This is a genomic window from Wocania ichthyoenteri Th78 (assembly GCF_000789235.1).
In the GTDB taxonomy this organism is placed as follows: Bacteria; Bacteroidota; Bacteroidia; order Flavobacteriales; family Flavobacteriaceae; genus Wocania_A; species Wocania_A ichthyoenteri.
The window spans coordinates 2,542,447-2,567,827 of the sequence record NZ_KN525716.1 but is presented as its reverse complement, the minus strand read 5'-3'; the positions used below and the strand labels follow the sequence as shown (position 1 = coordinate 2,567,827).

At 31.7% G+C, this 25,381-nt stretch carries 19 protein-coding genes, 1 tRNA gene and 1 riboswitch; of the genes, 9 read left to right on the top strand and 11 right to left on the bottom strand.

Annotation, left to right across the window (positions count from 1 at the left end):
• Window positions 1-163: 163 nt before the first annotated feature.
• Window positions 164-284: riboswitch (SAM riboswitch) on the bottom strand.
• 86 nt (window positions 285-370) lie between these two features.
• Window positions 371-1,924, bottom strand: coding sequence for a hypothetical protein (locus RG22_RS11080; RefSeq protein WP_034043181.1), 1,554 nt, complete (start codon window positions 1,922-1,924; stop codon window positions 371-373).
• Between the two features lie 148 nt (window positions 1,925-2,072).
• Here RG22_RS11080 and RG22_RS11075 point away from each other — a divergent pair, with 148 nt between their 5' ends.
• Together RG22_RS11075 and leuB are read left to right on the top strand one after the other, a co-directional pair.
• Window positions 2,073-3,248: a 2-isopropylmalate synthase gene (locus RG22_RS11075; RefSeq protein ID WP_081997710.1), complete on the top strand. Its 1,176-nt coding sequence runs from the start codon at window positions 2,073-2,075 to the stop codon at window positions 3,246-3,248.
• 11 nt (window positions 3,249-3,259) lie between these two features.
• The gene (leuB, locus tag RG22_RS11070; RefSeq protein WP_034043179.1) at window positions 3,260-4,372 is read left to right on the top strand and encodes a 3-isopropylmalate dehydrogenase; all 1,113 of its coding nucleotides are present in this window, start codon (window positions 3,260-3,262) and stop codon (window positions 4,370-4,372) included.
• Window positions 4,373-4,468: 96 nt separating this feature from the next.
• Here the strand turns inward: leuB and RG22_RS11065 are convergent, their stop codons facing one another.
• From RG22_RS11065 to RG22_RS11050, 4 genes are all read right to left on the bottom strand, one after another.
• A complete protein-coding gene (locus tag RG22_RS11065; protein WP_034043177.1) occupies window positions 4,469-5,092 on the bottom strand; it encodes an FMN-dependent NADH-azoreductase in 624 nt (207 codons plus the stop codon).
• Between the two features lie 63 nt (window positions 5,093-5,155).
• The gene (locus RG22_RS11060; RefSeq protein WP_034043175.1) at window positions 5,156-5,737 is read right to left on the bottom strand and encodes a Crp/Fnr family transcriptional regulator; all 582 of its coding nucleotides are present in this window, start codon (window positions 5,735-5,737) and stop codon (window positions 5,156-5,158) included.
• 102 nt (window positions 5,738-5,839) lie between these two features.
• Complete coding sequence (locus RG22_RS11055) at window positions 5,840-6,457, bottom strand: SGNH/GDSL hydrolase family protein (protein ID WP_034043173.1); 618 nt, start codon at window positions 6,455-6,457, stop codon at window positions 5,840-5,842.
• A gap of 28 nt (window positions 6,458-6,485) precedes the next feature.
• On the bottom strand, window positions 6,486-8,714 hold the full coding sequence (locus RG22_RS11050; protein WP_034043171.1) for a M1 family metallopeptidase: 2,229 nt from the start codon (window positions 8,712-8,714) through the stop codon (window positions 6,486-6,488).
• Between the two features lie 181 nt (window positions 8,715-8,895).
• Between RG22_RS11050 and RG22_RS11045 the strand changes: the two genes are divergently transcribed.
• Window positions 8,896-9,423: an inorganic diphosphatase gene (locus RG22_RS11045; RefSeq protein ID WP_034043169.1), complete on the top strand. Its 528-nt coding sequence runs from the start codon at window positions 8,896-8,898 to the stop codon at window positions 9,421-9,423.
• 128 nt (window positions 9,424-9,551) lie between these two features.
• Window positions 9,552-11,942: a sodium-translocating pyrophosphatase gene (locus RG22_RS11040; protein ID WP_034043167.1), complete on the top strand. Its 2,391-nt coding sequence runs from the start codon at window positions 9,552-9,554 to the stop codon at window positions 11,940-11,942.
• Between the two features lie 71 nt (window positions 11,943-12,013).
• On the opposite strand, the gene RG22_RS11035 is transcribed toward RG22_RS11040, so the two are convergent.
• Complete coding sequence (locus RG22_RS11035) at window positions 12,014-14,557, bottom strand: S9 family peptidase (protein WP_034043165.1); 2,544 nt, start codon at window positions 14,555-14,557, stop codon at window positions 12,014-12,016.
• A 207-nt stretch (window positions 14,558-14,764) separates the two neighbouring features.
• On the opposite strand from RG22_RS11035, the gene RG22_RS11030 reads away from it, so the two are divergent.
• A complete protein-coding gene (locus tag RG22_RS11030) occupies window positions 14,765-15,766 on the top strand; it encodes an App1 family protein (protein WP_034043163.1) in 1,002 nt (333 codons plus the stop codon).
• On the opposite strand, the gene RG22_RS11025 is transcribed toward RG22_RS11030, so the two are convergent.
• The 4 genes from RG22_RS11025 to RG22_RS11010 all read right to left on the bottom strand — a co-directional run bounded on the left by RG22_RS11025 (window position 15,763) and on the right by RG22_RS11010 (window position 19,442).
• Complete coding sequence (locus RG22_RS11025; protein ID WP_034043161.1) at window positions 15,763-16,377, bottom strand: deoxynucleoside kinase; 615 nt, start codon at window positions 16,375-16,377, stop codon at window positions 15,763-15,765. The two genes, RG22_RS11030 and RG22_RS11025, sit on opposite strands and share 4 nt — an antisense overlap.
• 5 nt (window positions 16,378-16,382) lie before the next feature.
• Window positions 16,383-17,177, bottom strand: coding sequence for a hypothetical protein (locus tag RG22_RS11020; RefSeq protein WP_034043159.1), 795 nt, complete (start codon window positions 17,175-17,177; stop codon window positions 16,383-16,385).
• Window positions 17,178-17,299: 122 nt separating this feature from the next.
• Window positions 17,300-17,983 carry a response regulator transcription factor gene (locus tag RG22_RS11015; RefSeq protein ID WP_034043157.1) on the bottom strand — a complete coding sequence of 228 codons (684 nt, stop codon included), beginning with the start codon at window positions 17,981-17,983 and terminating at the stop codon, window positions 17,300-17,302.
• Window positions 17,976-19,442, bottom strand: coding sequence for a sensor histidine kinase (locus RG22_RS11010; protein WP_034043155.1), 1,467 nt, complete (start codon window positions 19,440-19,442; stop codon window positions 17,976-17,978). The genes RG22_RS11015 and RG22_RS11010 overlap by 8 nt, the downstream gene beginning before the upstream one ends.
• A 142-nt stretch (window positions 19,443-19,584) precedes the next feature.
• Here RG22_RS11010 and RG22_RS11005 point away from each other — a divergent pair, with 142 nt between their 5' ends.
• The 4 genes from RG22_RS11005 (at window position 19,585) to RG22_RS10990 (ending at window position 24,307) form a co-directional block, all read left to right on the top strand.
• On the top strand, window positions 19,585-20,406 hold the full coding sequence (locus tag RG22_RS11005; protein ID WP_034043154.1) for a GLPGLI family protein: 822 nt from the start codon (window positions 19,585-19,587) through the stop codon (window positions 20,404-20,406).
• 82 nt (window positions 20,407-20,488) lie between these two features.
• Window positions 20,489-21,346 (top strand): GLPGLI family protein, encoded by an 858-nt coding sequence (locus RG22_RS11000; protein ID WP_034043153.1) that lies wholly within the window; start codon window positions 20,489-20,491, stop codon window positions 21,344-21,346.
• 45 nt (window positions 21,347-21,391) lie between these two features.
• On the top strand, window positions 21,392-24,130 hold the full coding sequence (locus tag RG22_RS10995) for a TonB-dependent receptor (protein ID WP_034043152.1): 2,739 nt from the start codon (window positions 21,392-21,394) through the stop codon (window positions 24,128-24,130).
• Between the two features lie 95 nt (window positions 24,131-24,225).
• Window positions 24,226-24,307, top strand: a tRNA-Tyr gene (locus RG22_RS10990).
• Between the two features lie 92 nt (window positions 24,308-24,399).
• On the opposite strand, the gene RG22_RS10985 is transcribed toward RG22_RS10990, so the two are convergent.
• Window positions 24,400-25,332, bottom strand: coding sequence for a trypsin-like serine peptidase (locus RG22_RS10985; RefSeq protein WP_034043150.1), 933 nt, complete (start codon window positions 25,330-25,332; stop codon window positions 24,400-24,402).
• Window positions 25,333-25,381 lie beyond the last annotated feature (49 nt).

The following is a 25,381-nucleotide window of genomic DNA, read 5'->3' as shown; positions in this document are numbered from 1 at the left end:
TCATTGATTCAAATTTTAAATAATTGTATTCATGAATCTCCGATTTCGCGAGAATGACAAATTCAATTGAAACTTCGATGTAAAAAACATCTCAGAGTAACTCTTAGACTTAATAGAAAAATGTTAAAAAGAAATTATTAAAATTACTGAAAGTAATTTCGTTTGGTTATCTATCTAAAACACTAATTACATTAGTAGTTTAAGTAGAATTTAGCACCTTCTTTACAAGTAAAGGGTTGCTAAGGTTTCACAGGGTCTAATCCCTCCACCTTTCTTGATAACATTTCAATAAGTTATTGAACTTTGTGAATGCAAATATTCAGTTAGAAAAACTTAAAATCCTAATTTTTTTTGATTTTTTTTTGAAAAATTATGAATTTTGCGAAATTTCAGTTTGAAATTTATTACTAATTATGAAGCCAACGGGTTTGTTTTCAATTTTAGATTCTAACCACGAAATGATGTCTAAATAAAGGAATGCCCTACTTTGGTATGGATCATCTTCAAATTCCTTTAATTTTTTATGCAGCTTAATAAATTCTGCCTTAACATCTTGTGGGTAAATATCACCCAAACCTCTTAAAAATTTAATGAATTCTTTTTGCACTTCGTACAAGTCCTCCATTTTAATTAAAAACTTATAGGTGCTTTTTATTAATACATCTAAGTTATAATCCATTCCAGCTTCGTAATGCGCTACCAAGTTTAATATTCTAGAAAAACACAGTAAATCTTCGCGCATTTGAAGCGATTTATTGCTAATTATTTTTTCTAAAAACTGAATGCATTTTTTGTTTTCGCCTGCACCAAAATACATACTCGCTATCTTATAATAAAACACCATAACATGATGCTCGTCTATACGGTTTTTGTATTTCTTTAATTGCTCTAAAACCTCATCTATTATAGGTAGACCTTCAGCAAAACTACCTTCTATAAAATGCAAATTAAATTTGTTATTATAAATATATAAAAAGGCTAAACTTTCATTATTATCATCCAAAGGAAACCACTTTTCTTTAGTAACGTCTTCAAGCTTAAACAGTGTTTCTTTAAATTTTTCATAATGCCTTAAATAAAATAAAGCTTCTAATAAATAGTGATTTCCTCTTAAAAAAAAGACAGGATTTAGCACAATCATATCCTTATTTTCATAAAAAAGATTAACCCACTTAGTAGCATACTTATAACACGATAAAAAATCTAAGGTTAAAAAACTATACCATAAATAGGCCTTATATAACCATAATTTCTCCCTAAATCCTAACTTATTAATATCGTATTTTGGAAGTCTGTCATTAAAATATTTTGTTATGCGTTTATGTTCCGCATCATTTTTAATATAACCCGTTTTTAAAAACAAACCATATAATTGCAATGATATATTAGACAATTTACTAGCCAAAACATTTTGTAAACTAAGCTCTTTAGCCTGAACTGTTAACTCGTCTGCTCTATTATTTAAACTTCGAGTTATATATTGAGATTCAATTATTTTTTCAAGCTCAACAATTTCATAAGCAATGTTTTTTTCTTCGTTGTTTATTGCTAAAGTTTTGGCTTTATCTAGAATTTTTAAGCTTTGTTTATAAAGTCCTTTGTGATATAAAATAGTGGCAAAATCGAGTTGTTCTCGTATTTGAATCCTTACATTTTGATGTGACGGATTCAATCTTAAACTAATAAGAATCTGTTTATATAAATGCGCTTTCAGATTTGATAATTGCTGTTTTTTAACAATCCCTTTCTTTAAAATAACAGCTTCATCATAAACTGAAAGCTTATCAAGAATGTTAAAAAGCATCAAAAATTTTGAGTCTTCATTTACGCCCAATCTACCTACGTAAAGCTTAAACTGTCTTTTTTCTGATTTAGACAGCGACTTTACCAATACAAACAAATTATCTTTTTGCTCTTTTGTCATAATTATTAAAACATACTCAACTTGTTCATTTTCAATTATTTAAAAATCAAATACTTAAGTTAAACATCGTAAAAAATATATGTTGAATTCTCATTTTAAGAAACCAAAATATACATTCGTAATACAATACGAAAATATATTTTACTAAATGTCTGATAATAACGTCCAAATTTTTGATACAACACTTCGCGATGGCGAGCAAGTTCCTGGTTGTAAACTTAATACAGAACAAAAATTAATTATAGCAGAACAGCTTGATAATTTAGGTGTAGATATTATAGAAGCTGGCTTTCCTGTATCAAGTCCTGGCGATTTTAAATCGGTTGAAGAAATATCTAAAATTGTAAAGCATGCAACAGTCTGTGGCTTAACACGATCTGTTGAAAACGATATAAAAGTAGCTGCTGAAGCTTTAAAATATGCCAAAACACCACGAATTCATACGGGGATTGGCACTTCAGATTCTCATATAAAACACAAATTCAAATCGACTCAAGAAGATATTATTGAACGCGCAGTAAAAGCTGTTAGTTATGCTAAATCTTTTGTTGAAGATGTTGAATTTTATGCCGAAGATGCTGGTAGAACCGATAACGAATATTTAGCTCGTGTTTGCGAAGCGGTTATAAAAGCTGGAGCAACTGTTTTAAATATTCCAGATACCACTGGGTATTGCTTACCGCACGAATACGGTGCAAAAATTAAGTACTTAAAAGAAAACGTAAAAGGTATCGACAGAGCTATTTTGTCGTGCCATTGCCATAACGATTTAGGATTGGCTACGGCAAATTCTATTGAAGGTGTTATTAATGGTGCGCGTCAAATTGAATGTACTATAAATGGTATTGGAGAGCGTGCAGGAAACACAGCTTTAGAAGAAGTTGTTATGATTTTAAAACAGCATCCATACTTAAATTTAGATACTAAAATTCAAACCGAAATGCTTTATGGCATTAGCCAATTAGTGTCGGATAGCATGGGTATTTATACGCAACCAAATAAAGCTATTGTTGGTGCTAATGCTTTTGCTCATAGCTCTGGAATTCATCAAGATGGTGTGATAAAAAATCGTGAAACTTACGAAATTATAGATCCTAAAGATGTTGGTGTAACCGAATCTGCCATTGTATTAACAGCAAGAAGCGGTAGAGCTGCTTTAGCATATAGAGCAAAAAATATAGGCTACGAATTAACGAAGCTTCAGTTAGATGAAATTTACACTAACTTTTTAGATTTTGCCGACAAAAAGAAAGAAGTTGATGACTCAGATATTCATCAAATTATAGAGAATAGTAAAGTTTATAGCGAAATTATTTCAGCTTAAAATTAATATAGATGAAATTAAATATTGCCGTTTTACCAGGCGATGGTATAGGTCCAGAAGTTACAGCACAAGCCGTTAAGGTTTTAAAAGCTATAGCTATGGAATTTGGTCATCTATTCACCTTTAATAAAGCCCTTATTGGAGCTTCAGCAATTGAAAAAACGGGTAATGCCTTGCCTGAAGAAACCATTAGCATTTGCGAAAATGCAGATGCTATTTTATTTGGTGCTATTGGCAGTGCTAAATACGATATGGATCCTGATGCCAAAGTAAGGCCAGAATATGGGCTTTTAGGACTCCGAAAATCACTAGATTTATATGCTAATATCAGACCTGTTATTGCCTATGAAGATTTACTAAATAAATCTTCTTTAAAAATTAAGCAAATACGAGATACTGATATTTTAATTTATCGCGAACTTACTGGAGGACTTTATTTTGGAGAGAAAAAATTAACTAACGATTCGGCTTCAGATATTTGCGAATACTCACGTTTTGAAATTGAACGCATCGCACATTTAGCCTTTAAAGCAGCACAATCAAGAAAGCGTAAACTTACTTTGGTAGACAAAGCCAACGCCTTAGCAACGTCCCGCTTATGGCGTAAAGTGGTTCAAGAATTGGCATCGCAATATCCAGATGTAAAATTAAATTTTCTGTACATCGATAATGCAGCCATGGAACTTATTATAAATCCAAGGCAATTTGATGTTATTTTAACTGAAAACATGTTTGGCGATATTTTATCTGAAGAAGCTAGTGTTATTGTTGGCTCTATTGGTTTATTAGCATCGGCTTCAATAAACGATAAGCACGCTATGTTTGAGCCTATACATGGTGCGTATGGTAAATTTGCCAATAAAGGTATTGCAAACCCCATAGCATCCATTTTATCGGCTGCTATGTTGCTAGATCATTTTGGGTTAGAAAAGGAAGCTGCTTTGGTGCGACAAGCTGTAGATAAATCGTTAAAACTTCATATTACCACACCAGATTTGAATACCAAATACGATAATATAAGCACCACAAAAGTGGGTGATTTTATTGAAGATTATATAAACAATCCAGAAGAAACCAATTTAAACTTTAAAAATATTCATTTAGGACAGTCCACAATTATTTAATTATTTGAGTTAGTCACATTTATAAAATTTTTGGGATTTTAAAAGCGCATTTTTATAATGCGCTTTTTTATTTTGGTTATTTTTTGGCAACAGTATTTAAATCTGTTCAATCTCTTGGTAGATTACCTTTTTAGAGTTTTCAAATATTTCTCCACCAAACTCTTCATTATCCAATGAGATTATTGAAATATCTTTTATTCCCATAATCCCGAAAACGAATTTCAAGTAGGTAGTTTGAAAATTCATATGTTCGTTTTTCTCGTTTTCTCCATAACCTGTGTCGCCACGACTTGACAGAATGAACATTTTTTTATTTTCAAGAATTCCAACATAATCTCCGTCTGGTTCGCCTGAACGAAATTTCCAAGTTTCGTTAATTCTCATAAGTTGGTCGATGTAAGATTTTAATCCACTCGGAATTGACCAGTTGTACATTGGTGTCCCAAAAACATAAATATTATGCTCCTTAAACTCTTTAACCAGTTCATTACTAAATTCAACACCCGACTGGTTCTCTTTTGTTCTTTCTCTTGGTTTGATAAATGCACTTGCAATCCATTTTTCGTTTATGGATGGGATTTTTTCTAATCCAACTTCTCGGTAGGTGAAATTGTCATTAGGATTTTTCCTTCTCCAATTATCCTCAAAAAGTTGCGTTAGTTTTCTACTATGCGATTTTTCCTTTCTTACGCTTGCATTGATAATTAATACTTTGTTCATATTTTTAAATTTTGATTATGAAGCAAAGTTCTGAATTGAGAAAGTGAAAAAAATTGATGTAGTTTAAGATGCTTTTATTTTTTTACGCATTCTACTCAAAAATTCGGGAGTAATTCCCAAATAAGATGCAATTAGATAGTTTGGTATTTTTTCGGCAATTTTTGGGTAATTTTCTAAGAAATCTGAATATCGTTGTTCTGCATCAAGAATGTTGTTTAAGATTATTCTCCTTTGTAAACTCCCAAGATAATTTTCAAGGATGATTCTAAAAAAACGTTCAAGTTTTGGAACTTGCTTTAACATTTCTTGAAAAGAGTCGTAGCGGATTTGTAGTAATTTAGTTTTTTCAATGGCTTGAATGTTATAAATCGAAGAATTTTGTTTCTGAAAACTTTCAATATCTGTTGCCCACCAATTTTCAATTGCAAAATATAGGATTTCTTCCTTTCCTGTTTCAGGATTTATGTAAAAAGCTTTCAATGTTCCTTTAACAACAAAATTATCAGTTCGGCAAGTTTCCCCGTTTCTTAAAAGATAATCTCCTTTTTTAAGAGTTATTACTGTCCAAAAAGTCTGAATTAAATTTTCTTCTTCAGAACTTAATTTAATGTATTTTGAAATTAATTTGATTAATTGCTCTTTCATTCAAATTGTTGCCAACGACTTGATATGAAATCGTTTTAATGTTTTATATCTAATGCTAAACGGATTTAGCTAATTTTTTATAATAAAATCAAGGTACAGTTTTTATTTCGGAAACAAATACTCTGTAATAACTTTAGCAGCAGCTTCACTTCCTTTTTTAGAAGGATGAAAACCATCAGCTTCATAATAATCATAATTATTTGTTGCTCTAAAATGTTTTTTCCAAACTTCTCCAACAGGACATAACATAGCGTTATTAATTTTTGCTGCGTATTGGTGGTTATTTATTACGCCTTCAAATCTTTCAGGATGATTTAATGGTGGCCATACCATAAAGTAGACCAGTTTTGCATTGCTCTTTTTACACAAAACACTATACTTTTTACCATACTCTACTAGTAGTTGTTTGCCGTCTTGTTGCGATGATGGTCCTTGCTGAATAACAACAAAATGGTATACTTTGCTTGCTATTAGTTTTTGTACATCGCCTTCTTCCCAATGATCTGAAATAGCATAATTAGGTTTGGCTACCATTTTTGTGTTTACTGTAACGCCATGTTGTTTTGCTTGCTGTTTTACCAATAATGGTAAATTGTTAGTATAAGTTAAACTATTACCAATAAACAAAATATTAAACTCGGTTTGTTTCGACTGACTTTCTACTTGCAAAAAAAGACAAGCGCATGTAAAAAAGGTTAATATGTATTTGCTACAACTCATTGGTTACAAACTTGTTTCTGCATAAAAATTAATTACTTGTATTCTTATTCTTAAAGGTATCAAACTCTGATGCTTCTTCTACTTTTGGAAAACTATTGTTTGTTATATCTACATCGGCAAATTCAAAATTAGGATCAAGATTTACTTTAACAACCTCCTTTTCTTTTATAAAGGTTTGTTTAACCTCGTATTCGTTTCTGCGCCATATTTGAGCCGATAATTGGTCTATTTCTTTAGTCCCATCTTTATAAAGCCATTCAATAGTAACTGGCATTATTAATCCGCCTTTATTTTTAATGGTGACTTCATAAATATTTTTACCAGATATTTGTTTTCTAACTTCGGTTTCATCAATTCTAGATAAAAACTGACCGTAAGCAGCATCTGGCGTTGCTGTCATATTTATTACTTCTGGACCACTAGAAAAATCTTTAGCCTTAACCTCTGTGTTTTCGCCTTCAATTTTAAATTGCGATTTTTTATTTTTATCTTCAATATTAATGTCTTCTTCAAAAACCTTAAACCATTTTACATTGGTTAATTCCATATCCACATGATCGGTTGTAAAAAACCAACCTCTGTAAAACCAATCTAAATCGGTTGCGGTTGCATCTTCTAGTGTTCTAAATAAATCTGCAGGGTTCGGGTGTTTGTATTTCCAACGGTTTGCATATTCTTTAAAAGCTTGATCGAACAATTCTTTACCAATAATTGAGTTGCGCAACATTTGTAACCCAACGGTTGGTTTAATGTAAAAATTGGCTCCAAACTGATTGAATAATTCATTATCTGATGTTGTCATTATGGGGCGTAAAATATTTTTATCACCACTCATAAAAGGCACAATGCTTTTTGGTGTTGTGCTGTTAAAATTTGGGTAGCGTTCTGCAACGGTACGCTGATGCAAAAACGTATTTAAACCTTCGTCCATCCACATCCATTTACGTTCGTCTGAACTCACAATCATAGGAAACCAATTGTGTCCAACTTCATGAATAATGGTGCCTATCATACCCTGCTTAGCACGATTACTTATTTTACCATTTATAGCACGCCCACCATTAAAACTAATCATGGGGAATTCCATACCAATGTTCGAGGTGTTTACCGAAATACATACAGGATATGGATAATCAAACGTTGCTTCAGAATAAACTTCTAACGCATGCATAATCGCTTTTGTAGATTCTTCTTGCCATACAGGTAAGCCTTCTTTTGGATAAAAAGACATCGCCATAACCGTATTAGTTGGCAGCTTCACAGCTTGTGCATCCCACATAAATTTTCTGGACGATGCAAATGCAAAATCACGAACATTTGTAGCATTAAATTTCCAAGTTTTTAATTTTTTTGATTTTGTTTTTTCGTTAACTTCAGCTTCTTCTTTTGTAATAATCATTATAGGTTTATCAAATGACGCACGAGCTTTTTCCATCCTTTTTTGCTGTGTTTTTGTTAAAACAGCTTCACTATTTTGCAAACTTCCTGTTGAAGCAACAATATGGTCTTCAGGCACAGAAATCTCAACCTCGTAATTACCAAATTCTAAAGCAAATTCACCCAATTTTTGAAATTGTTGATTTTGCCAGCCTTCTGTATCATTATAAACAGCCATTCTAGGAAACCAGTGTGCAATTAAATAAACCGTATTATCATCTTCTGGAAAATATTCGTAACCTTCTCTAGACAATAAATACATGCTACGATCGGTAATTGGATACGACCAAGCTATAGAAAAACGCATAGAAGTACCAGATTTTAATGGTTCGTTGAGTATCACCTTCATCATCGTGTTATTAACCAACGATTTTATAGAATTACCGTTAATGTCTTTTATATATTTTATAGAATATCCAGCAGGAAAATCGATGACTCTAGTAAGAAATTGCATTTGTCTGGTATTCATACCTTCTTTTATACTATTGTTTATGCTTCCAAAATCTTCATTCCCTTTTTTATTTACATTTTGTTCCAACTGAATCCATAAATAACTTAAATCATCTGGAGAATTATTGTAATAAGTAATGGTCTCTTCACCAGAAATTGTATTGTTTACCTCATCTAAAACAGCTTTAATTTTATAATCTGCACGTTGTTGCCAATACGCTTTTCCAGGAGCTCCACTTGCAGCACGATAAGCATTTGGAGGTGTTATCATATTATCTATTGGCTCAAATTTACCTTCCCAAGGCTGGGTTTGAGCACTAGTTATTAAAAATGAAAAAATGGTTAAAAATGGAAACAGAAAAGAACGCATAGTAATTATATGTATTTGAGTTAGTCGCGTACAAGATAATAAATATTGATACCGTTTTTTGTTAAATTCTTTATAAGAATAAACTTAAGCTTTTACTTTCTTAAAAAGATTTAAAACAAATTGATTTTTGTTGTTAAATGTTAAAGTGTTCAGTACATTTGCAGCCCAAAAAAGAATAAACATGAGTAAGAAAGAAACAATAACTTTTGATGTATTAATTGAAATCCCAAAAGGAAGCCGAAATAAATACGAGTACGATTTTACATTACATAAAATCCGTTTTGATAGGATGTTGTTTTCATCAATGATGTACCCTGGGGATTATGGTTTTATACCTGAAACATTAGCTCTAGATCATGACCCATTAGATGTTTTAGTATTAGGAGCAGAACCTACATACCCAATGGTAGTAATGGAAGTACGACCTATAGGTGTTTTCCATATGGCAGATGAAAAAGGACCTGACGAAAAAATTATTTGCGTACCCGTATCCGATCCTATTTGGAGTAAAAACAAAGACATTAGTGATTTAAATCCTCATAGAATAAAAGAAATTGAACACTTTTTTCAAGTTTATAAAGATTTAGAAGAAAAGAAAGTAGATGTTGGCGGATGGGGAAATGCTCAAGAAGCTATTGAAATTTATAACAAATGCGTACAACGCTATGATGAAAGTGAGCACAAGAAAAAAAGAACTTTCACTATATAGTAACAATTAAAAACATTTTAGTTTAAAAATGAACCATCTTAAATTTAAGGTGGTTTTTTTTATCACTTATATTTTCCTATTTTAGGCATCGTTTAAAAAAATTATTAACTAATACTAACTAACTGAATATGGAATTAATAGTAAATTATTTACCTGTTTTTGGTGTTTTGGCACTAATATTTGTTTTAATTAAAAGTGGCTGGGTTTCAAAACAAGAAGTAGGAGATGCAAAAATGGCACGAATTGCAAAAAACATTGCAGAAGGAGCTATGGCATTCTTAAAAGCTGAATATAAAGTTTTAGCAATTTTTGTTGTTGCAGTCGCAATTCTCTTATATTTTAAAGGTAACGCCGAAGAAGGCTCTAACGGAATGGTAGCAGTATCATTTATTGTTGGCGCAATCTGTTCTGCCTTAGCAGGATTTATTGGAATGAAGGTGGCAACGAAAGCTAATGTTAGAACAACACAAGCAGCACGTCAATCATTAGGAAGAGCATTAGAAGTAGCATTTGCTGGTGGAGCTGTTATGGGGTTAGGTGTAGTAGGACTAGGTGTTTTAGGGCTTAGTGGTTTATTCTTGATATATAGCGGACAAGGTTGGGAAATAGGAGAAATTCTTAACGTACTTTCTGGATTTTCATTAGGAGCTTCATCTATTGCCTTATTTGCACGTGTTGGTGGAGGAATTTATACAAAAGCAGCCGATGTTGGAGCTGATCTTGTTGGTAAAGTAGAAGCTGGTATTCCAGAAGATCATCCTTTAAACCCTGCAACAATTGCAGATAATGTAGGTGATAATGTTGGAGATGTAGCTGGTATGGGTGCCGATTTATTTGAATCTTACGTAGGATCAATTATTGGTACTATGGTTTTAGGAGCTATTTATGCAACATTACCAGAATTTCAAGGTGCTTTTGATGGCTTAGGAGCTGTCTACTTACCTTTGGTACTTGCTGCAGTAGGAATTATTATGTCTATTTTAGGAACTTTTTTCGTAAGAGTAAAAGACGGAGGAAATCCTCAAACTGCTTTAAATATCGGAGAATTCGGATCGGCAGGCTTAATGCTGGTAGCCTCTTATTTTATAATTAATCAAATGCTACCAGAATCTTGGGTTGATGCAGGAACAACATATACCTCTATGGGTGTATTTTGGGCAACCATAGCTGGTTTAGTTGCAGGTTTAGCAGTTGGTAAAATTACAGAATATTATACAGCCACTGGAAAAAAACCTGTAATGTCTATTGTAAAGCAATCAGAAACTGGAGCTGCAACAAATATTATAGCTGGTTTAGGTGTTGGGATGATGAGTACAGCAATTCCAATTTTATTAATTGCAGCCGCCATTATGGTGTCTCATCATTTTGCTGGTTTATATGGTATTGCTATTGCAGCAGTTGGGATGTTGGCGAATACTGGTATTCAATTAGCTGTTGATGCTTACGGACCAATTTGTGATAATGCAGGTGGTATTGCTGAAATGGCAGAATTACCTAGTGAAGTTCGTGAACGTACCGATAAGTTAGATGCTGTTGGAAACACTACGGCAGCTATTGGTAAAGGATTTGCTATTGCTTCTGCCGCATTAACAGCCTTAGCATTATTTGCTGCCTTTATGAAAACTGCAAATGTAACATCTATTGATGTTTCTAGACCAGATATTATGGCAGGATTATTAATAGGTGGTATGTTACCATTTGTGTTTTCTGCTTTATCAATGAATGCTGTAGGTCGTGCAGCTATGGCAATGATTGAAGAAGTTAGACGTCAATTTAGAGATATACCTCAATTAAAAGCGGCACTAGAAGTTATGAGAGCTGTTGATTCTGACATGTCTAAAGCTTCTGATGCTCAAAGAAAAATATTTGATGAAGCTGACGGTGTTGCAGATTATGGAAAATGTATTGATATATCTACAAAAGCTTCGATTAGAGAAATGGTATTACCTGGATTATTAGCAATTGTAGTTCCTGTATTAGTTGGTTTTGGAGGACAATGGTTTGGTGTTGGAGGTGCTGAAATGTTAGGAGGCTTATTGGCAGGGGTAACTACCTGTGGTGTACTAATGGCAATCTTCCAATCGAATGCTGGTGGCGCTTGGGATAATGCTAAGAAAACTATTGAAGAAGATGGTAGAAAAGGAACAGAAACACATAAAGCTGCCGTAGTTGGAGACACTGTTGGAGATCCGTTTAAAGATACTTCTGGCCCTTCATTAAACATCTTATTAAAATTAATGAGTGTTGTGGCATTAGTTATTGCACCAAGCATTGCAATAACAACAGATGGTATTACTGCTTATACAGAAGAAAAAGAAGCTACAGAATTAGTAGCTCAAAATATTTCGAAAGAAATCAAAGTAGAAATGAATGAAATTGAAGATGGTGTTTTTAAAGCAGTGGTAACTACCCTTATAAACCAAAATGGAGAAAAGTCTACTAATTATGTAACTTTTGAAGGTACAGAAGCTGAAGTGAAAGCTAATGTTGAAGCTTTGAAAACTGAAGATAATAGTTAATTCACAACTATAATAAAACATAAAAAACCACGTAATAAGCGTGGTTTTTTATGTTATAAGTAAGGTTGATATTAATGTTTCTTAGGGTGATCTCTATTCATTTCTGTTATATCTACACTTGTAGCTGCTTTACCTAAAAAGTGTTTACTAAAATGATCTGCTCTTAGCCAAAATGAATATTCTGTCATATTACCAAAACCATGACGTTGACCAGGCATAAGCATAAAATCGAATCGTTTATTTGCTTTAATTAATGCATTCGCCATTCTAATAGTACCTCCAGGATGTACATTGTTATCTATATCTCCCGTAATAAGCATTAATTTGCCTTTTAAGTTTTTTGCAAGCGATTGGTTTTTGTCAATAGCATATTTGTATTTGCTATTTCCATCGGCATCTTTTTCTTCTTGAATACCATGATGAGTTTCACTCCACCAACTGTTATACATAGAGTTATCGTGATTTCCAGCAGAAGACACTGCAGCTTTAAAGAAATCTGGATAAACTAACATAGCTGCTGTAGACATAAATCCACCTCCTGAGTGCCCATAAATACCAACCTTATTAAGGTCTATGTAAGGATGTTGGTCTGCAAGTTGTTCAGCAACATATTTTTTATCTGCTAATCCATAATCTCTAAGATTACCATAACCATAGTTGTGGTACCATTTTGATCTATTTGGATGTCCGCCTCTATTACCTAGAGTAACCACTATAAAACCTACTTGAGCCATACGGTCTAATCTATCCATTCTAACCGAAAATGATTTATTCACAGCTTCAGTTTGAGGTCCAGGATATACGTATTCTAATAAAGGATAAGATTTAGTTTCATCAAAATCAAAAGGTTTGTACATCACGCCATAAATATCTGTAATACCATCATCTGCTTTCATTTTAAATGGCTCAGGAAACTTATAGCCAGTAGCCATTAATTGCGACAAATCTGCTTCCTCAAGATTCATAATAACTGCTCCTGTACTACTACGCAATTCAGACTTAGGGACTGTATTTACTCTAGAATAGTTACTAACAAAGTACTTATTAGAGTCAGACATACTTGTACTTGTATTATAGTTACCCGGATTTATATTCTTTAAACCCGTCCCGTTTAAGTTTATTCTAAATAAATGCTCGTAATATGGGTCTTGATTTTTGGTAACACCATTTGCAGTAAAATATAAAACGCGTTCTTTTTCATCAAAATTAGTATACCCATTAACATGATACTCTCCATGTGTTACTTGACGTTTTAATTTTCCGTTATTATCGTAAAGATAAAAATGTGCCCAACCATCGCGTTCTGACCAATGCAATAGCTCTTGCTCGTTATTTATCAATACTAAAGGCCTAACCTCAACATAAGTGTTTAGCTCTTCTTTAATTAATGTTTTTACATCTCCTGTTTCAATATCTGCAACAGATATATTAATTCTTTTCTTATCTCTGCTTTTGGTGTTGAAATATATCTTTCCTTTTTTAGAAAGCAATAACGACGGTTGAAATTCATCAGACCTATTGGATTGTTTTCTAGGGGCTCTATAAATAGAAATATCTTGCTGTACCGTAGTATCTAGTTTAACTTTTTGTACTTCTTTAGATGGTATATCGAAAACAAGAATCTCTCTTTTATAATATTCTTCTTCACCAGGCATATGGTATTTATAAGTTTCTAAAGTTGGACGTTTTTTAGAAACCGAGTTAATTACCCATAAATCTTTTATATGCCTAGAATCTGTTTTTTGAAACACAAATTTTTTAGAATCATGAGACCATATGCCATAAATATTTTTACGGTCGTCTTTATTTTTCTCTTTGGTTTCATTGTTTTCTCCTCTGCTTCCGCCTCCATATCCAAAATGTTCTACACCATCTTTTGTCCATTGATTTTCTACAATAGTTGTATCTTTTTCATCTTTTACCGCTTTTAAAAAATTCTCTTTATCCATCCAATACAAATTGAAATTTTTAGAGAATAAAACAATGGTGCTATCAGGAGATATATTTGCCCATTTCTTCCACTTTTTATCTTCTTCTTTTTTATTGTCTATTACGGCTAAACCATTACCGCCTAATTTATATTCAAAATGATAAACCTTATTCTCCATTTTAGGAGCTTTCTTTTTGGTTTTTTTTGTAGAAATAGAATCTTGTTTAGTAGAGGTAGTATCTTCTTTTTTAACAGCTTCTTTTTTTTCATCAACAACTTCAACTTTCTCCTTTGAAGTAACCCTAAACCTAATAGCAGTTTCGTTTTTAACAAACTTAAAATTAAATCGAGGTAAGTGTTTTGCATCGTATGGATCTTTTGTTATTTCCGATAACCATTTAGCCATTTTTGCATTATCAAATAATTTTGTTCTACTGCGCTTATCGGCATCAACAATGTAATAGTTTGAGCCGTCAGTTGTTTTATATTGATACCAAAAACGATTTCCATTTTTCAACCAATTTGGTCTAACGGAAGTAGAATGCACAAGCTTGCCAATGTTAGTTGGTGAAAACTTTGATGCTAATCGGTAATTAGGTGTTGGCACTTCGTTGTTAACCTCTTGTCCAAATAATGAATATGCATTTAATAGGATAAGACTAAAGAGTAAAGTAATTTTCTTCATTAATTTGAATTTAGAATACGTATGAGTAATATATTATAAACAAAAGACGTAGTTTTTATAAATTTCCCTTATGTGATTCATGTTAAAACTATCTTAAATTTTTATTTTATTGAAACAAAGAATAATCTAAATGGCAATTTAAATAAATAAAAGTGGTTGTAAACTAGTTCTCTTTTTTTGTATTTTTAAAATGAATTATAAAGACTTATGTTCAAGAAAGACCCACTTCAAATTATAGCTTTTCAAACCTACGGAACATCTAATCACTTATATTTAAGAGGAAGAGCTATTGAAGATGAAAGTATTAATTTGAAAGTTAAAGGCATATTTAAATTACTTTTAAATGCATGGAAACGTTTTGAAACTGACGAAATAAAGCATACAGAACTCATGATTAAAATGGGTGATGATAATTTTTTTTATACCAAAACTGACAATAAAGGCTATTTTTTATTGGATGAACAAGTTGATGATATTAGTAAATATATTAACGAAGAAGGCTGGATTAAATTAGAGTTTTCCTATAGGGAAGAACACTTAACTAGACCTATTCAATCTGAAAATCGTTTTCCAGGAGAGATGCTTATTCCGTCAGAAAAAGCAACATTTGGTGTTATTAGTGATATAGACGATACGATACTACATACGGGTTTAACCTCTGTTTTAAAGTGGCGGGTTTTAATAAATACGCTTCTTACTTCAGCAGGAAAACGTTTGCCTTTGGAAGGCGCTCCAGAATTCTATCATTTATTACACCAAGGCAAAACAGGAAACGAAGCAAATCCTATGTTTTACGTAAGTCATAGTCCATGGAATTTGTATCGGTATTTAAATTATTTTTTAAAAAAGAACAACTTTCCAAAAGGACCTATAATTTTAAGAAATTTTCCAAGTCCTTTTTCAAAAAAGAAAAAGAATGAAAAGCCACAAAAGCAAAAAGAAATTATTAATCTTTTAAAAACTTACCCTAATCTTAAGTTTATTTTAATAGGAGATAGTGGTGAACATGATCCAGACATTTACCTTGAAATTGCAGAAACTTATCCAGATAGGATTTTGGCTATATATTTAAGAAACGTTAATCATAAAAAGAAAATGCTCAGAGTTACTGGCTTATATAAAAGTTACAAAACAACACCAGCGTTATTAATTGAAAGTAGTAAGCAAGCCATAGAACACGCAAGAAAACATGGTTTTATAAAGGATTAAAAAAGCCCATTAATTTCGGCTTCCACTTTATTAATAATGCCACCTAAATCTTCGGGGTTTGATACAAAATCTAAATTATCTACATCTATAATTAGCAAATTGCCTTTGTCGTATTTAGAAATCCAAGCCTCATAGCGTTCGTTAAGTCTACTTAAATAATCTATACTTATTGAGTTTTCGTAATCACGACCACGTTTATGGATTTGTTCAACTAAATTAGATATAGAGCTGCGTAAATAAATAAGTAAATCTGGACCTTGTACAAAAGATTCCATAAGATTGAAAAGCGATGAGTAATTTTCAAAATCACGATTAGTCATTAAACCCATAGCATGCAAATTGGGTGCGAAAATATGAGCATCTTCATAAATGGTTCGGTCTTGAATAATGTCTTTACCACTTTCTCGAATTTGAGCCACTTGACGGAATCTGCTATTTAAAAAATACACTTGCAAGTTAAAACTCCAGCGCTCCATTTGATTGTAAAAATCGTCTAAATACGGGTTATCTACAACATCTTCAAGTTGTGCTTCCCACTTATAATGTTTTGCGAGTAATTTTGTAAGCGTAGTTTTTCCTGCGCCAATGTTTCCTGCAATTGCAACGTGCATAATTTTTAATCTTTTATTAGTTGGTATTCATGAAGAAATTCATTGTCGTAAATATACAAGCTTCCTCTGGTTACTAAAAACTGTTTTATTAACAATTTTGGTGTTTCAATAGGGGTAATAACCTGACTGTTTTTTGGTAAATAGTACAAGCTTTTATCGCTGGATTGAAGCACTATGTTGCCATAATTTAAAGCCAAGGCCGTATAGTTTTTATTTTCGATTTTATAAATAAGACTACCATAGGCATCGTATTTATATAAGTACTTTTCTGTAAGCAACCAGCAATAGGTATAACTGCTTACAAGCTGAATTACAAGCGACTGCACGGGGAGTGCTTTTGCCCAAACCTCTCCGGTTTTATAGTTGAAAAGTTCTAATTGTTGCAAATCCTGATTAAAAACCCAAAGCTTGCTGCCAAAACCTGTAGAAACATGCGATATATTTTTATACGGTTTTATGGTGTTGAAATCGATTTTGTCCATTTCGGAAAATCGATTGTCTAAAACCACAATCGTATTAAAGTTTTTGTAAAAGACTTTGATTTTTAAAGGACTAAAAGCATCAACCGTTGTGATGTCTCCCAATTGTACGTTGCTGTAATTATAAATAATAGCGTCTTTATGTTTTCTAAATAAAGTGTTGTTGTCGATATATTTAATGACTTCGAAATCGCTGACTTTATCAACAGAAATTATGCTTTCTGCTTTAAGCTCAATTTTTTTAACGAATGTCGTTTTAATCGTTTTTTGCGGAAACGCGACTATGGAAACAAAAAAGAAAAAGAAAGGTATTAATCTCATTAATTTAAACTGAACAAACCTTAAGCAATCATATTGTAAGTAAGGTTCGTTTCTGCATTTTATCTTAAATACCCATTATGGGTTTTCATTGTATTCGGAAAAATACAAAAATCAAACCACATTCAGCAAATTAGTTTATATCCAAACCCACGAACATTTAAAATTTGAATGCTTTCGTCTTGATTTAGTTTTTTGCGAAGCTTGGTAATAAAAACATCCATACTTCTCGCCGAGAAAAAATCATCATTACCCCAAAGTTTTTTCAGAATTACAGACCGATTTAAAACCGCGTTTTGGTTTTTAATTAAATGAAACAACAAATGGGCTTCACGATGAGTTAACTGCACGGGTTCTTCACTGTTAAATTGCAGTATTTGCTTGGGGAAATTAAAGGTATAATGCCCAATTTTTAAGATTTCCACGTTTTTTTGAAGCTCGGTTCTACGCAATAAATTATTGATTCTAACAATTAACTCTTCTATGCTAAATGGCTTTTTTAAATAGTCATTTCCGCCAATAGAAAAACCCTCAACTACATCTTGGGTTTGCGATTTTGCAGTTAAAAATATAATAGGAATAGTGTTGTTTTCCAATCGTATTTCTTTAGCTAAAGTAAACCCATCTTTTTTTGGCATCATTACATCTAAAACTAGAATTTCTGGCTGCTCTTTTTGATAGGCTTTTAAAGCAACCTCACCATTTTCGCATAACAAAACTTTAAAGTTTCGGGTTTCTAAACTCTCTTTAATTATTTGCCCTAATGCAGGCTCGTCTTCTGCTAAAAGTACAGTTATTCGCTTATTCATTTGGGAAAGACATTTTAAAAGTTGTTTGATTATTTTTTATATCTAAATGAATAGTGCCACCATGCTTTTCTGTGATTTTTTTAGCATAATACAAACCAATTCCAAAGCCTTTTATATCGTGTGTGTTCCCTTTTGAAACACGATAAAATTTTTCAAAAATCTTATCTTTATTTGCTTTTGTTAACATATTTCCATCATCTGAAATAGTAATGGTAAAGGCAATTGAGTTTTGAGTTAAATCAATATTAATAGTATTTCCACCGTACTTAATAGCATTATCTAAAATGTTATTTATGGCATTTTCAAAATGAAAAGCGTCAACATTAACAAATATGTCACTTAAAGTTGCTTTATATAGTATTGTTTTTTCAGTTTGTATTTTATGCTTATCAACAATGTTTTGTAATATATTGGTAATATTATATTGATCCTTTTCAAGCTTTAAGCTATCGCTATCTAAAGTGGCGGTTTCCAGTAATTTTTCAACCATAATATTGAGTTTGGAGAGTTGATTGTTAGACATTTCCAAATAGGTTTTTGTTTTCTCTTTATCATCAATGGCATTAAAGTTTTTAATGCTTTCAATAGCAACGCCAATAGTAGCAATTGGGGTTTTAAACTCGTGGGTAATATTGCTAATTAAATCGTTTTTTACTTCAGCTAGTTGCTTCTGGTTTTTAATGATTTTTAAAAGATACAGCAAACAACTAATAACGGTTAAAACAAGAATTGTGGATATTAAAATACTAAGTGCGCTTCTTTTTAATATGATTTTTGTGGCGTTTGGATAAGCAATTTCTAAGCTTTCGTTTTGCTTTAAAAAGGTAGATTTAGATGTGGTTCTTAAAAAATCAGAGCTTTCAATTGCGGTATTAAAGGTGTTAAAAACACTATCGTTTTTATAATGTTTTAACGCGAAATTAATATCTAATAGTTTTCTTTTAAATTCATCTTTTATAATAGGATTTAGTTTTTTAAAATCTAAAGTATCATTATGAATAGATATAAAAATAGAAGTAATTCCTTTTATAAGTTTTAAGCTATCTGAAGCTTTTTTGCCTCTAATAACTTTTATTTGTTTGATATGATTTTCTCCTTTTGAAAATGTAAAACCACTATCTGACCCTTTTATTTGTGTAAAACCTGTAATTTCTTTATGGATGTCGCCTCTATAATTTTCTTGAACTTTTCTAAAAATAGAATCTGTATTTAAACGATTTAATTGATTTTTAAATTTTAAACTATCATTCTCAATATCAATAAAAGTCATTTGGTTAGCTTCTGCTAAATCTGCATAATACGTATCTAAAGCATTATCAAAACCAACCTGTACTTGGTTTATAAAGTTCTGTTTATTTTGCAAATAATTTTTGTAATTCCAATAGCATTGCACAACTATAGTTAATAAAATAGTAGTTACAATTAAATATAAAATCCATTTATATTTCTTCTCATTCATATTTCAAAAGTAAAGGTTAAACCGATACAAAACCAATGGGTTAACACTCGTTAACACTTGTTAACTATTTAAAGCCATTTTACTTTTCATATTTGTAATTCATTAATCAAAAAACGAACAGTAATCAATTTAAAAAAACAACATGAAAACAATTATTAAAATCATTATTGTAGCATTAACTTTAGTAGTAGCAAATGGGAATGCACAAGATTTTCAAGGTGTAGCTACTTATAAATCACACAGAAAAGTGGACTTGAAAATGAACAATGAAAACATGACCGATGCCATACAAAAACAAATTCAAGAGCAAATACGAAAACAATTTCAGCAAGAATACACCTTAACGTTTAACAAAAACGAATCAATTTATAAACGAAATGAAAAGTTAGAAGCACCTTCGCTGGCTCAATCTGGAATTCAAATTAGAATATCGGAAGGATCAGATGTGATGTATAAAAATGTAAAAGAAAATAGATACACCAATAAAACAGAAACTTACGGAAAGCTTTTTTTGATAAAAGACACGTTAACCAATAGAACATGGGAATTGGTAAACGAAACTAAAAATATTGGCGACTACACTTGTTTTAAAGCTGTTTTTAAAGACAATTATACCACACAAACTTTTACTGATAAAGGCGAAACCGAAGAAATAACAAAAGACCGAACCACAACAGTATGGTACACGCCACAAATCCCTGTTAATAATGGTCCTTCAGATTTTTATGGACTTCCAGGATTGATATTAGAGGCTAACGATGGTGATTTAACATTGGTTTGCAGTAAAATTGTTATTAACCCAAAAGAGTCTGTAAAAATTGAAGAACCCACAAAAGGCAAAGCAGTAACACAAGCAAAATTTGACGAAATAATGGACAAAAAATCCAAAGAAATGATGGAGCAATTTCGTACTCGAAGAGGTAGCGGCGATGGCGAAAGGGTTATGATTAGAGTTGGCGGATAAATAAATTGGTTTTAAATTAAACCATTATAGTTTTTAAAAGTCTTAATAGATATTTAATATCTAACCTAAAAGATTTTATAGAATGAAGATTACTGCTTTTTTTAAATATTCTGTTTCTAATTTAATACTACTTATTTCCTTTTTTTCTTTTACTCAAAACAATTTTCAAGGTAAAGCATACTACATGTCGAAAACATCTATCGACATGAATAATTTTGGGCGACCTGGAATGAGCGAAGAACAAAAAAAGCAAATTGCAGAACGTATGAAAAGTATGTTTGAAAAAACTTATGTTTTAACCTTTAATAAAACAGAATCTATTTATAAAGAAGAAGAAAAATTAGAAGCTCCTGGTCAAGGACAAGGCGGAAGATTTAGAGGCATGATGTCTAGCTTTACAGGTGGCAATCAATATAAAAACATAAAAGAAAAGTTGCTTTTACAAGATCAAGAATTATTCGGAAAACAATTTTTAATTAAAGATTCTTTATCTCCAATACATTGGATAATGGGCAGCGAAACAAAGCAAATAGGACAATACACGTGCTTTAAAGCTACTGCAACAATTGCTGATTCTAGTTTTAACTTCACAAGATTTAGAAGACCTTCAGAAAACAGAACTAATAAGCAAGACTCAACTAAAACTAAAGAACCTAAAACCATCGATTCTAAAAAGTTAATTCAAGTTGAAGCGTGGTACACACTTCAAATTCCAATTAGCCAAGGACCAGGTGAATATTGGGGTCTTCCAGGTTTAATCTTAGAAGTAAATGCAGGAAGAACAACTATTTTATGTTCAAAAATTGTTATGAACCCAGAAGAAAAGGATGAAATTAAAAAACCTTCAAAAGGAAAAGAAGTAACCCAAATGGAGTACAACAAGATTTTAGAAAATAAAATGGAGGAAATGCGTGAAAACTTTAGAAGAAGGCGACGATAACAAAATAGCAAAAAAGATAAATTAATAAGCTAAAAAAAATACTTAATGAAATTAAAAATAACCACGCTACTTATATTAATAACAAGTACAGTTTTTGCCCAAATAAAACTACAAGGTGTCGTAAAAGACAGTATAGGTAACCCACTTGAATTGGCAAATGTAATAGCCATAAACCAAGAAACTCAAGCATTAGAATCTTATGGAATTACAAATGATGAAGGGCGCTATAAATTAAATTTAGAAAAAAACACCAACTATAGTTTACAAGTAAGCTATATAGGCATGAAGGCTTTTAAAGAAACTATTTCTACCAAAGAAACAGATATGATTAGAAATGTTTCAATGCAAGCAGACAATGCTTTAGACGCTATTGAACTTACATACGAAATGCCCGTAACAGTAAAAGGCGATACATTAATTTACAATGCTGATTCATTCAAAAATGGTACAGAAAGAAAGCTTGAAGATATTTTAGAAAAATTACCAGGTGTAGAAATTAATGATGATGGGCAAGTAGAAGTAGAAGGTAAAATTGTTAATAAACTCATGGTTAACGGAAAAGATTTTTTTGATGGCGACACCAAATTAGCAACAAAAAACATTCCTTCAAATGCGGTTGATAAAGTGCAAGTATTACGAAATTATTCCGAAGTTGGTCAGTTAAGTAGTGTCACCAACAATCAAGATAATGTAGCAATAAATATAAAACTTAAAGAAGGCAAAGAGAATTTTTGGTTTGGTAATATTACCGCTGGCGGAGGTGAATCTCCAGATAATGAACTTTATTTAGTGCAACCAAAGCTGTTTTATTATAGCCCTAAATTTAGCCTTAATTTTATAGGTGATTTAAACAATACTGGAGAATTGGCATTAACACGTCGCGACCTTCGCGGATTTGGTGGCGGTTTTCGAGCACCAAGTAGAGGCAGTGGTACTAGCATTAATTTAGGAGATAACGGACTTAACTTTTTAACAAGTCAAAACAATGCTCTTGAAATTGAGAACAAATTAGCAGCATCTAATTTTAGCTATTCTCCAAAAAAAACATTAGATATAAGCGGGTTTGCAATTTATAATAGCAGTCGTATTATGTCTAAAGAAACAAGCTTTGTGCAATATGCCGATGCCGATTTAGGAATACCTGACGAAGCCACCGAACAAAATAGTAAAGAACGCTCCAATCAAGGTTTAGCAAAATTAAGTGCATCTTACAAACCTAATTTTAATAATCAATTAGATTATGATATTTTAGGACGTTTTTCAAAAGACGTACAAACTCAAAACCTATTGTCTTCCGTAATAGGAAGTACAAATCAGCTGGATGAAGTAACACCATTCAGCATAAATCAAAATTTTAATTATTATTACACGCTTAATGAAACTAATATTTTTGCTTTTGAAGCGCAGCATTTAATAAAAAATGAAGACCCGTTTTATAATGCGTTGTTAGTAAACGACCCAAATAATAACGATGAAGCAGATCCAAATGATAGAGACGCCTTTGATACCACTGCTAAGGCTATGGGTTTTAATACTACGTTAAATAACTACGATTTAGGCCAAGATAGACGTATTAAATCCAACCAACTTGATGCTAAACTAGATTATTACAATATCCTTAATGCAAAAAGCAATATAAACTTCACTTTAGGTACTATTTTAAGTAAGCAAGAATTCAATTCAAATATTTTTCAGTTTTTAGAAAACGGCTCACCTTTTAACCCAACACCAACATTTAATGACGGATTAGCCACAAATGATACCAATTATAATTTTAGCGATGTATATTTAGGTGTTCATTACACTTTAAAAACAGGTAAGTTTACAATAACTCCAGGATTTTCTGTACATGCTTACGGTAACAAAAATAGTCAGTTTGGAGAAACATTTAAAGGTAACTTTTTTAAATTTTTACCAGATTTAGAAACCCGTATTCAATTCAAAAAGAGCGAAAGTTTAACCCTACGGTACACTATGCAAAATCAATTTACCGATGTTACGCGATTAGCACAAGGCTTGGTTTTTAATAATTTCAATAGCATTCAGTTTGGCGAACCCGATTTGCAAAATGCCTTATCGCACAATGTTAGTCTATTTTATAGTAGCTTTAATCTGTTTAATTACACCAATGTTTTTGGACGTCTTTCTTATTCTAAAAACATTGATCAGATAAGAGGCTTAACAGATTTTGAAAACGTTATTAGAACCAGTACATTTTTTAATTCTAATTTTGCTGATGAAAGTGTATCGGCAAACGGACGCATACAACGTACTTTTGGTAAATTAAGAGCGAGTTTATCTGCTAATTTTAATTATAGTAAAATTAATCAGTTTGTACAAGGCAGGCAGTCTTTAAGTGAGCGATTTACCCAAAGTTACAGACCAGAATTACGCACTAATTTTAGAGATGCACCAAACGTTAGATTTAGGTATCGTTATAGTGTTTCAAATAATAATTTAGGTACAAGCTCAACCAAATTTATTACCAATGCACCATCTGTAGATTTTGATACTTACATCTGGAAATCTGTTACATTTAAAACAGAATACACCTATACAAATCAAGATAGCGGTATGGAGCCGTCGCAATCATTTAAAACATGGGATGCCTCTTTAGCTTATCGAAAAGACAGAGATGCTAAATGGGAATATGAAATTAAAGCGACTAATTTATTAGACATTGATTCGCGAGTACAAAATAGCGCAAATAACCTTGCTGTATTTAATTCTGAGACTTTTATACAACCTCGCTTTGTTACATTTAAAGTTCTTTACGAGCTGTAGTTTAGTTTGTTAATTCTAACAAAACTGAATATTATAAGTTATTCAGTTTTTATTTTGCATAATTAACAAACTATAATATATTTGCGGTCGGTTTTGGGGAGATACTCAAGCGGCCAACGAGGGCAGACTGTAAATCTGCTGACTACGTCTTCGCAGGTTCGAATCCTGCTCTCCCCACAAATAAAATAGAAAAAGCAAGCTTTATATAAAGCTTGCTTTTTTGCTTTGTGGGTTTTTATGTTTTTCCTTCTTAAAAAAATGACACCACTTTAATCAAATCTTTTTTTCGCGTACTCATAAAGTTTAAATACATTATTATCCTTACCAAGCCATGAAGAATACATTACGTTTGGTTCATCTTCGTAACCGAAAGAATTAATTCCAACAACATATCCATTACTAAACCAAGCACCACCACTCGAACCTTGCTTAAATGGATTATTAGTCATGTATAAATATGTTCCATAAGGAATACGTCCATCTGTATTTCCTAAAATTGACTGTAGAACTTCTCCGCTCCGAATATTTTTTGGATAACCCATGCTATATGTATTTCTATTAGTTGGGCCTGATTTTATACCTAACCAATTATTTGGAAGTTTTGAATCTCTATTAATTTCTAAAAGCGCATAGTCATCATAAGAACCTACACCTTTATAACTATTAAAGTAAACTGCGTCTTGAATAACATAAGTTCCAAGTGATACGCCATTTTTATATTGAGCATGAAAAACCATCCTATATGGCTGCTCTCTTTTAAGAAATATACAATGCGCAGCAGTTATTATGATTTTTTTTTCAACCAACTGGCAAGAACATGAATAAACCCTATTAGGCTGAGACCTATAATATGATTTGAGCTTACCTGAAATATTATATGGATAATCATTTAAATTGGCATCTCCTAAAATATTTATTTTAGAAGCTATAGAATCTACCTTAGGGAATAATACAGTTGTAGCGAAAGGAACATTCTTTAAACTTTGAATAACTGAATCTCTTTTAATTAAGGGAAGAGGAACAGGAATTTCTTCAATATCTTTAAAATCAAGCTCACTTACCTTTGAAGTGTCTAACTCAATGTGACCAAATATATCTATAGTGTCATCGTTGTAAATATTATCGTTTTTTTGGTTTGATTTATTTTGTTGATTACATGAATATAAAATTGATACTATGATAAGTACTATTAATTTTCTCATGATTATTATATAAAATTAGAGTTAAACTATTTAAACGAAGTTATCATTT

What these genes read in the sequence shown, in the direction of transcription:
- RG22_RS11030 (WP_034043163.1), top strand. Translation starts at nt 14,765, where the DNA reads ATGTTCAAGAAAGACCCACTTCAAATTATAGCTTTTCAAACCTACGGA.
- RG22_RS11035 (WP_034043165.1), bottom strand. Translation starts at nt 14,557, where the DNA reads ATGAAGAAAATTACTTTACTCTTTAGTCTTATCCTATTAAATGCATAT.
- RG22_RS11005 (WP_034043154.1), top strand. Translation starts at nt 19,585, where the DNA reads ATGAAAACAATTATTAAAATCATTATTGTAGCATTAACTTTAGTAGTA.
- RG22_RS10985 (WP_034043150.1), bottom strand. Translation starts at nt 25,332, where the DNA reads ATGAGAAAATTAATAGTACTTATCATAGTATCAATTTTATATTCATGT.
- RG22_RS11065 (WP_034043177.1), bottom strand. Translation starts at nt 5,092, where the DNA reads ATGAACAAAGTATTAATTATCAATGCAAGCGTAAGAAAGGAAAAATCG.
- RG22_RS11040 (WP_034043167.1), top strand. Translation starts at nt 9,552, where the DNA reads ATGGAATTAATAGTAAATTATTTACCTGTTTTTGGTGTTTTGGCACTA.
- RG22_RS11020 (WP_034043159.1), bottom strand. Translation starts at nt 17,177, where the DNA reads ATGAGATTAATACCTTTCTTTTTCTTTTTTGTTTCCATAGTCGCGTTT.
- RG22_RS11045 (WP_034043169.1), top strand. Translation starts at nt 8,896, where the DNA reads ATGAGTAAGAAAGAAACAATAACTTTTGATGTATTAATTGAAATCCCA.
- RG22_RS10995 (WP_034043152.1), top strand. Translation starts at nt 21,392, where the DNA reads ATGAAATTAAAAATAACCACGCTACTTATATTAATAACAAGTACAGTT.
- RG22_RS11060 (WP_034043175.1), bottom strand. Translation starts at nt 5,737, where the DNA reads ATGAAAGAGCAATTAATCAAATTAATTTCAAAATACATTAAATTAAGT.
- RG22_RS11055 (WP_034043173.1), bottom strand. Translation starts at nt 6,457, where the DNA reads ATGAGTTGTAGCAAATACATATTAACCTTTTTTACATGCGCTTGTCTT.
- RG22_RS11075 (WP_081997710.1), top strand. Translation starts at nt 2,073, where the DNA reads ATGTCTGATAATAACGTCCAAATTTTTGATACAACACTTCGCGATGGC.
- RG22_RS11025 (WP_034043161.1), bottom strand. Translation starts at nt 16,377, where the DNA reads ATGCACGTTGCAATTGCAGGAAACATTGGCGCAGGAAAAACTACGCTT.
- leuB (WP_034043179.1), top strand. Translation starts at nt 3,260, where the DNA reads ATGAAATTAAATATTGCCGTTTTACCAGGCGATGGTATAGGTCCAGAA.
- RG22_RS11080 (WP_034043181.1), bottom strand. Translation starts at nt 1,924, where the DNA reads ATGACAAAAGAGCAAAAAGATAATTTGTTTGTATTGGTAAAGTCGCTG.
- RG22_RS11000 (WP_034043153.1), top strand. Translation starts at nt 20,489, where the DNA reads ATGAAGATTACTGCTTTTTTTAAATATTCTGTTTCTAATTTAATACTA.
- RG22_RS11050 (WP_034043171.1), bottom strand. Translation starts at nt 8,714, where the DNA reads ATGCGTTCTTTTCTGTTTCCATTTTTAACCATTTTTTCATTTTTAATA.
- RG22_RS11015 (WP_034043157.1), bottom strand. Translation starts at nt 17,983, where the DNA reads ATGAATAAGCGAATAACTGTACTTTTAGCAGAAGACGAGCCTGCATTA.
- RG22_RS11010 (WP_034043155.1), bottom strand. Translation starts at nt 19,442, where the DNA reads ATGAATGAGAAGAAATATAAATGGATTTTATATTTAATTGTAACTACT.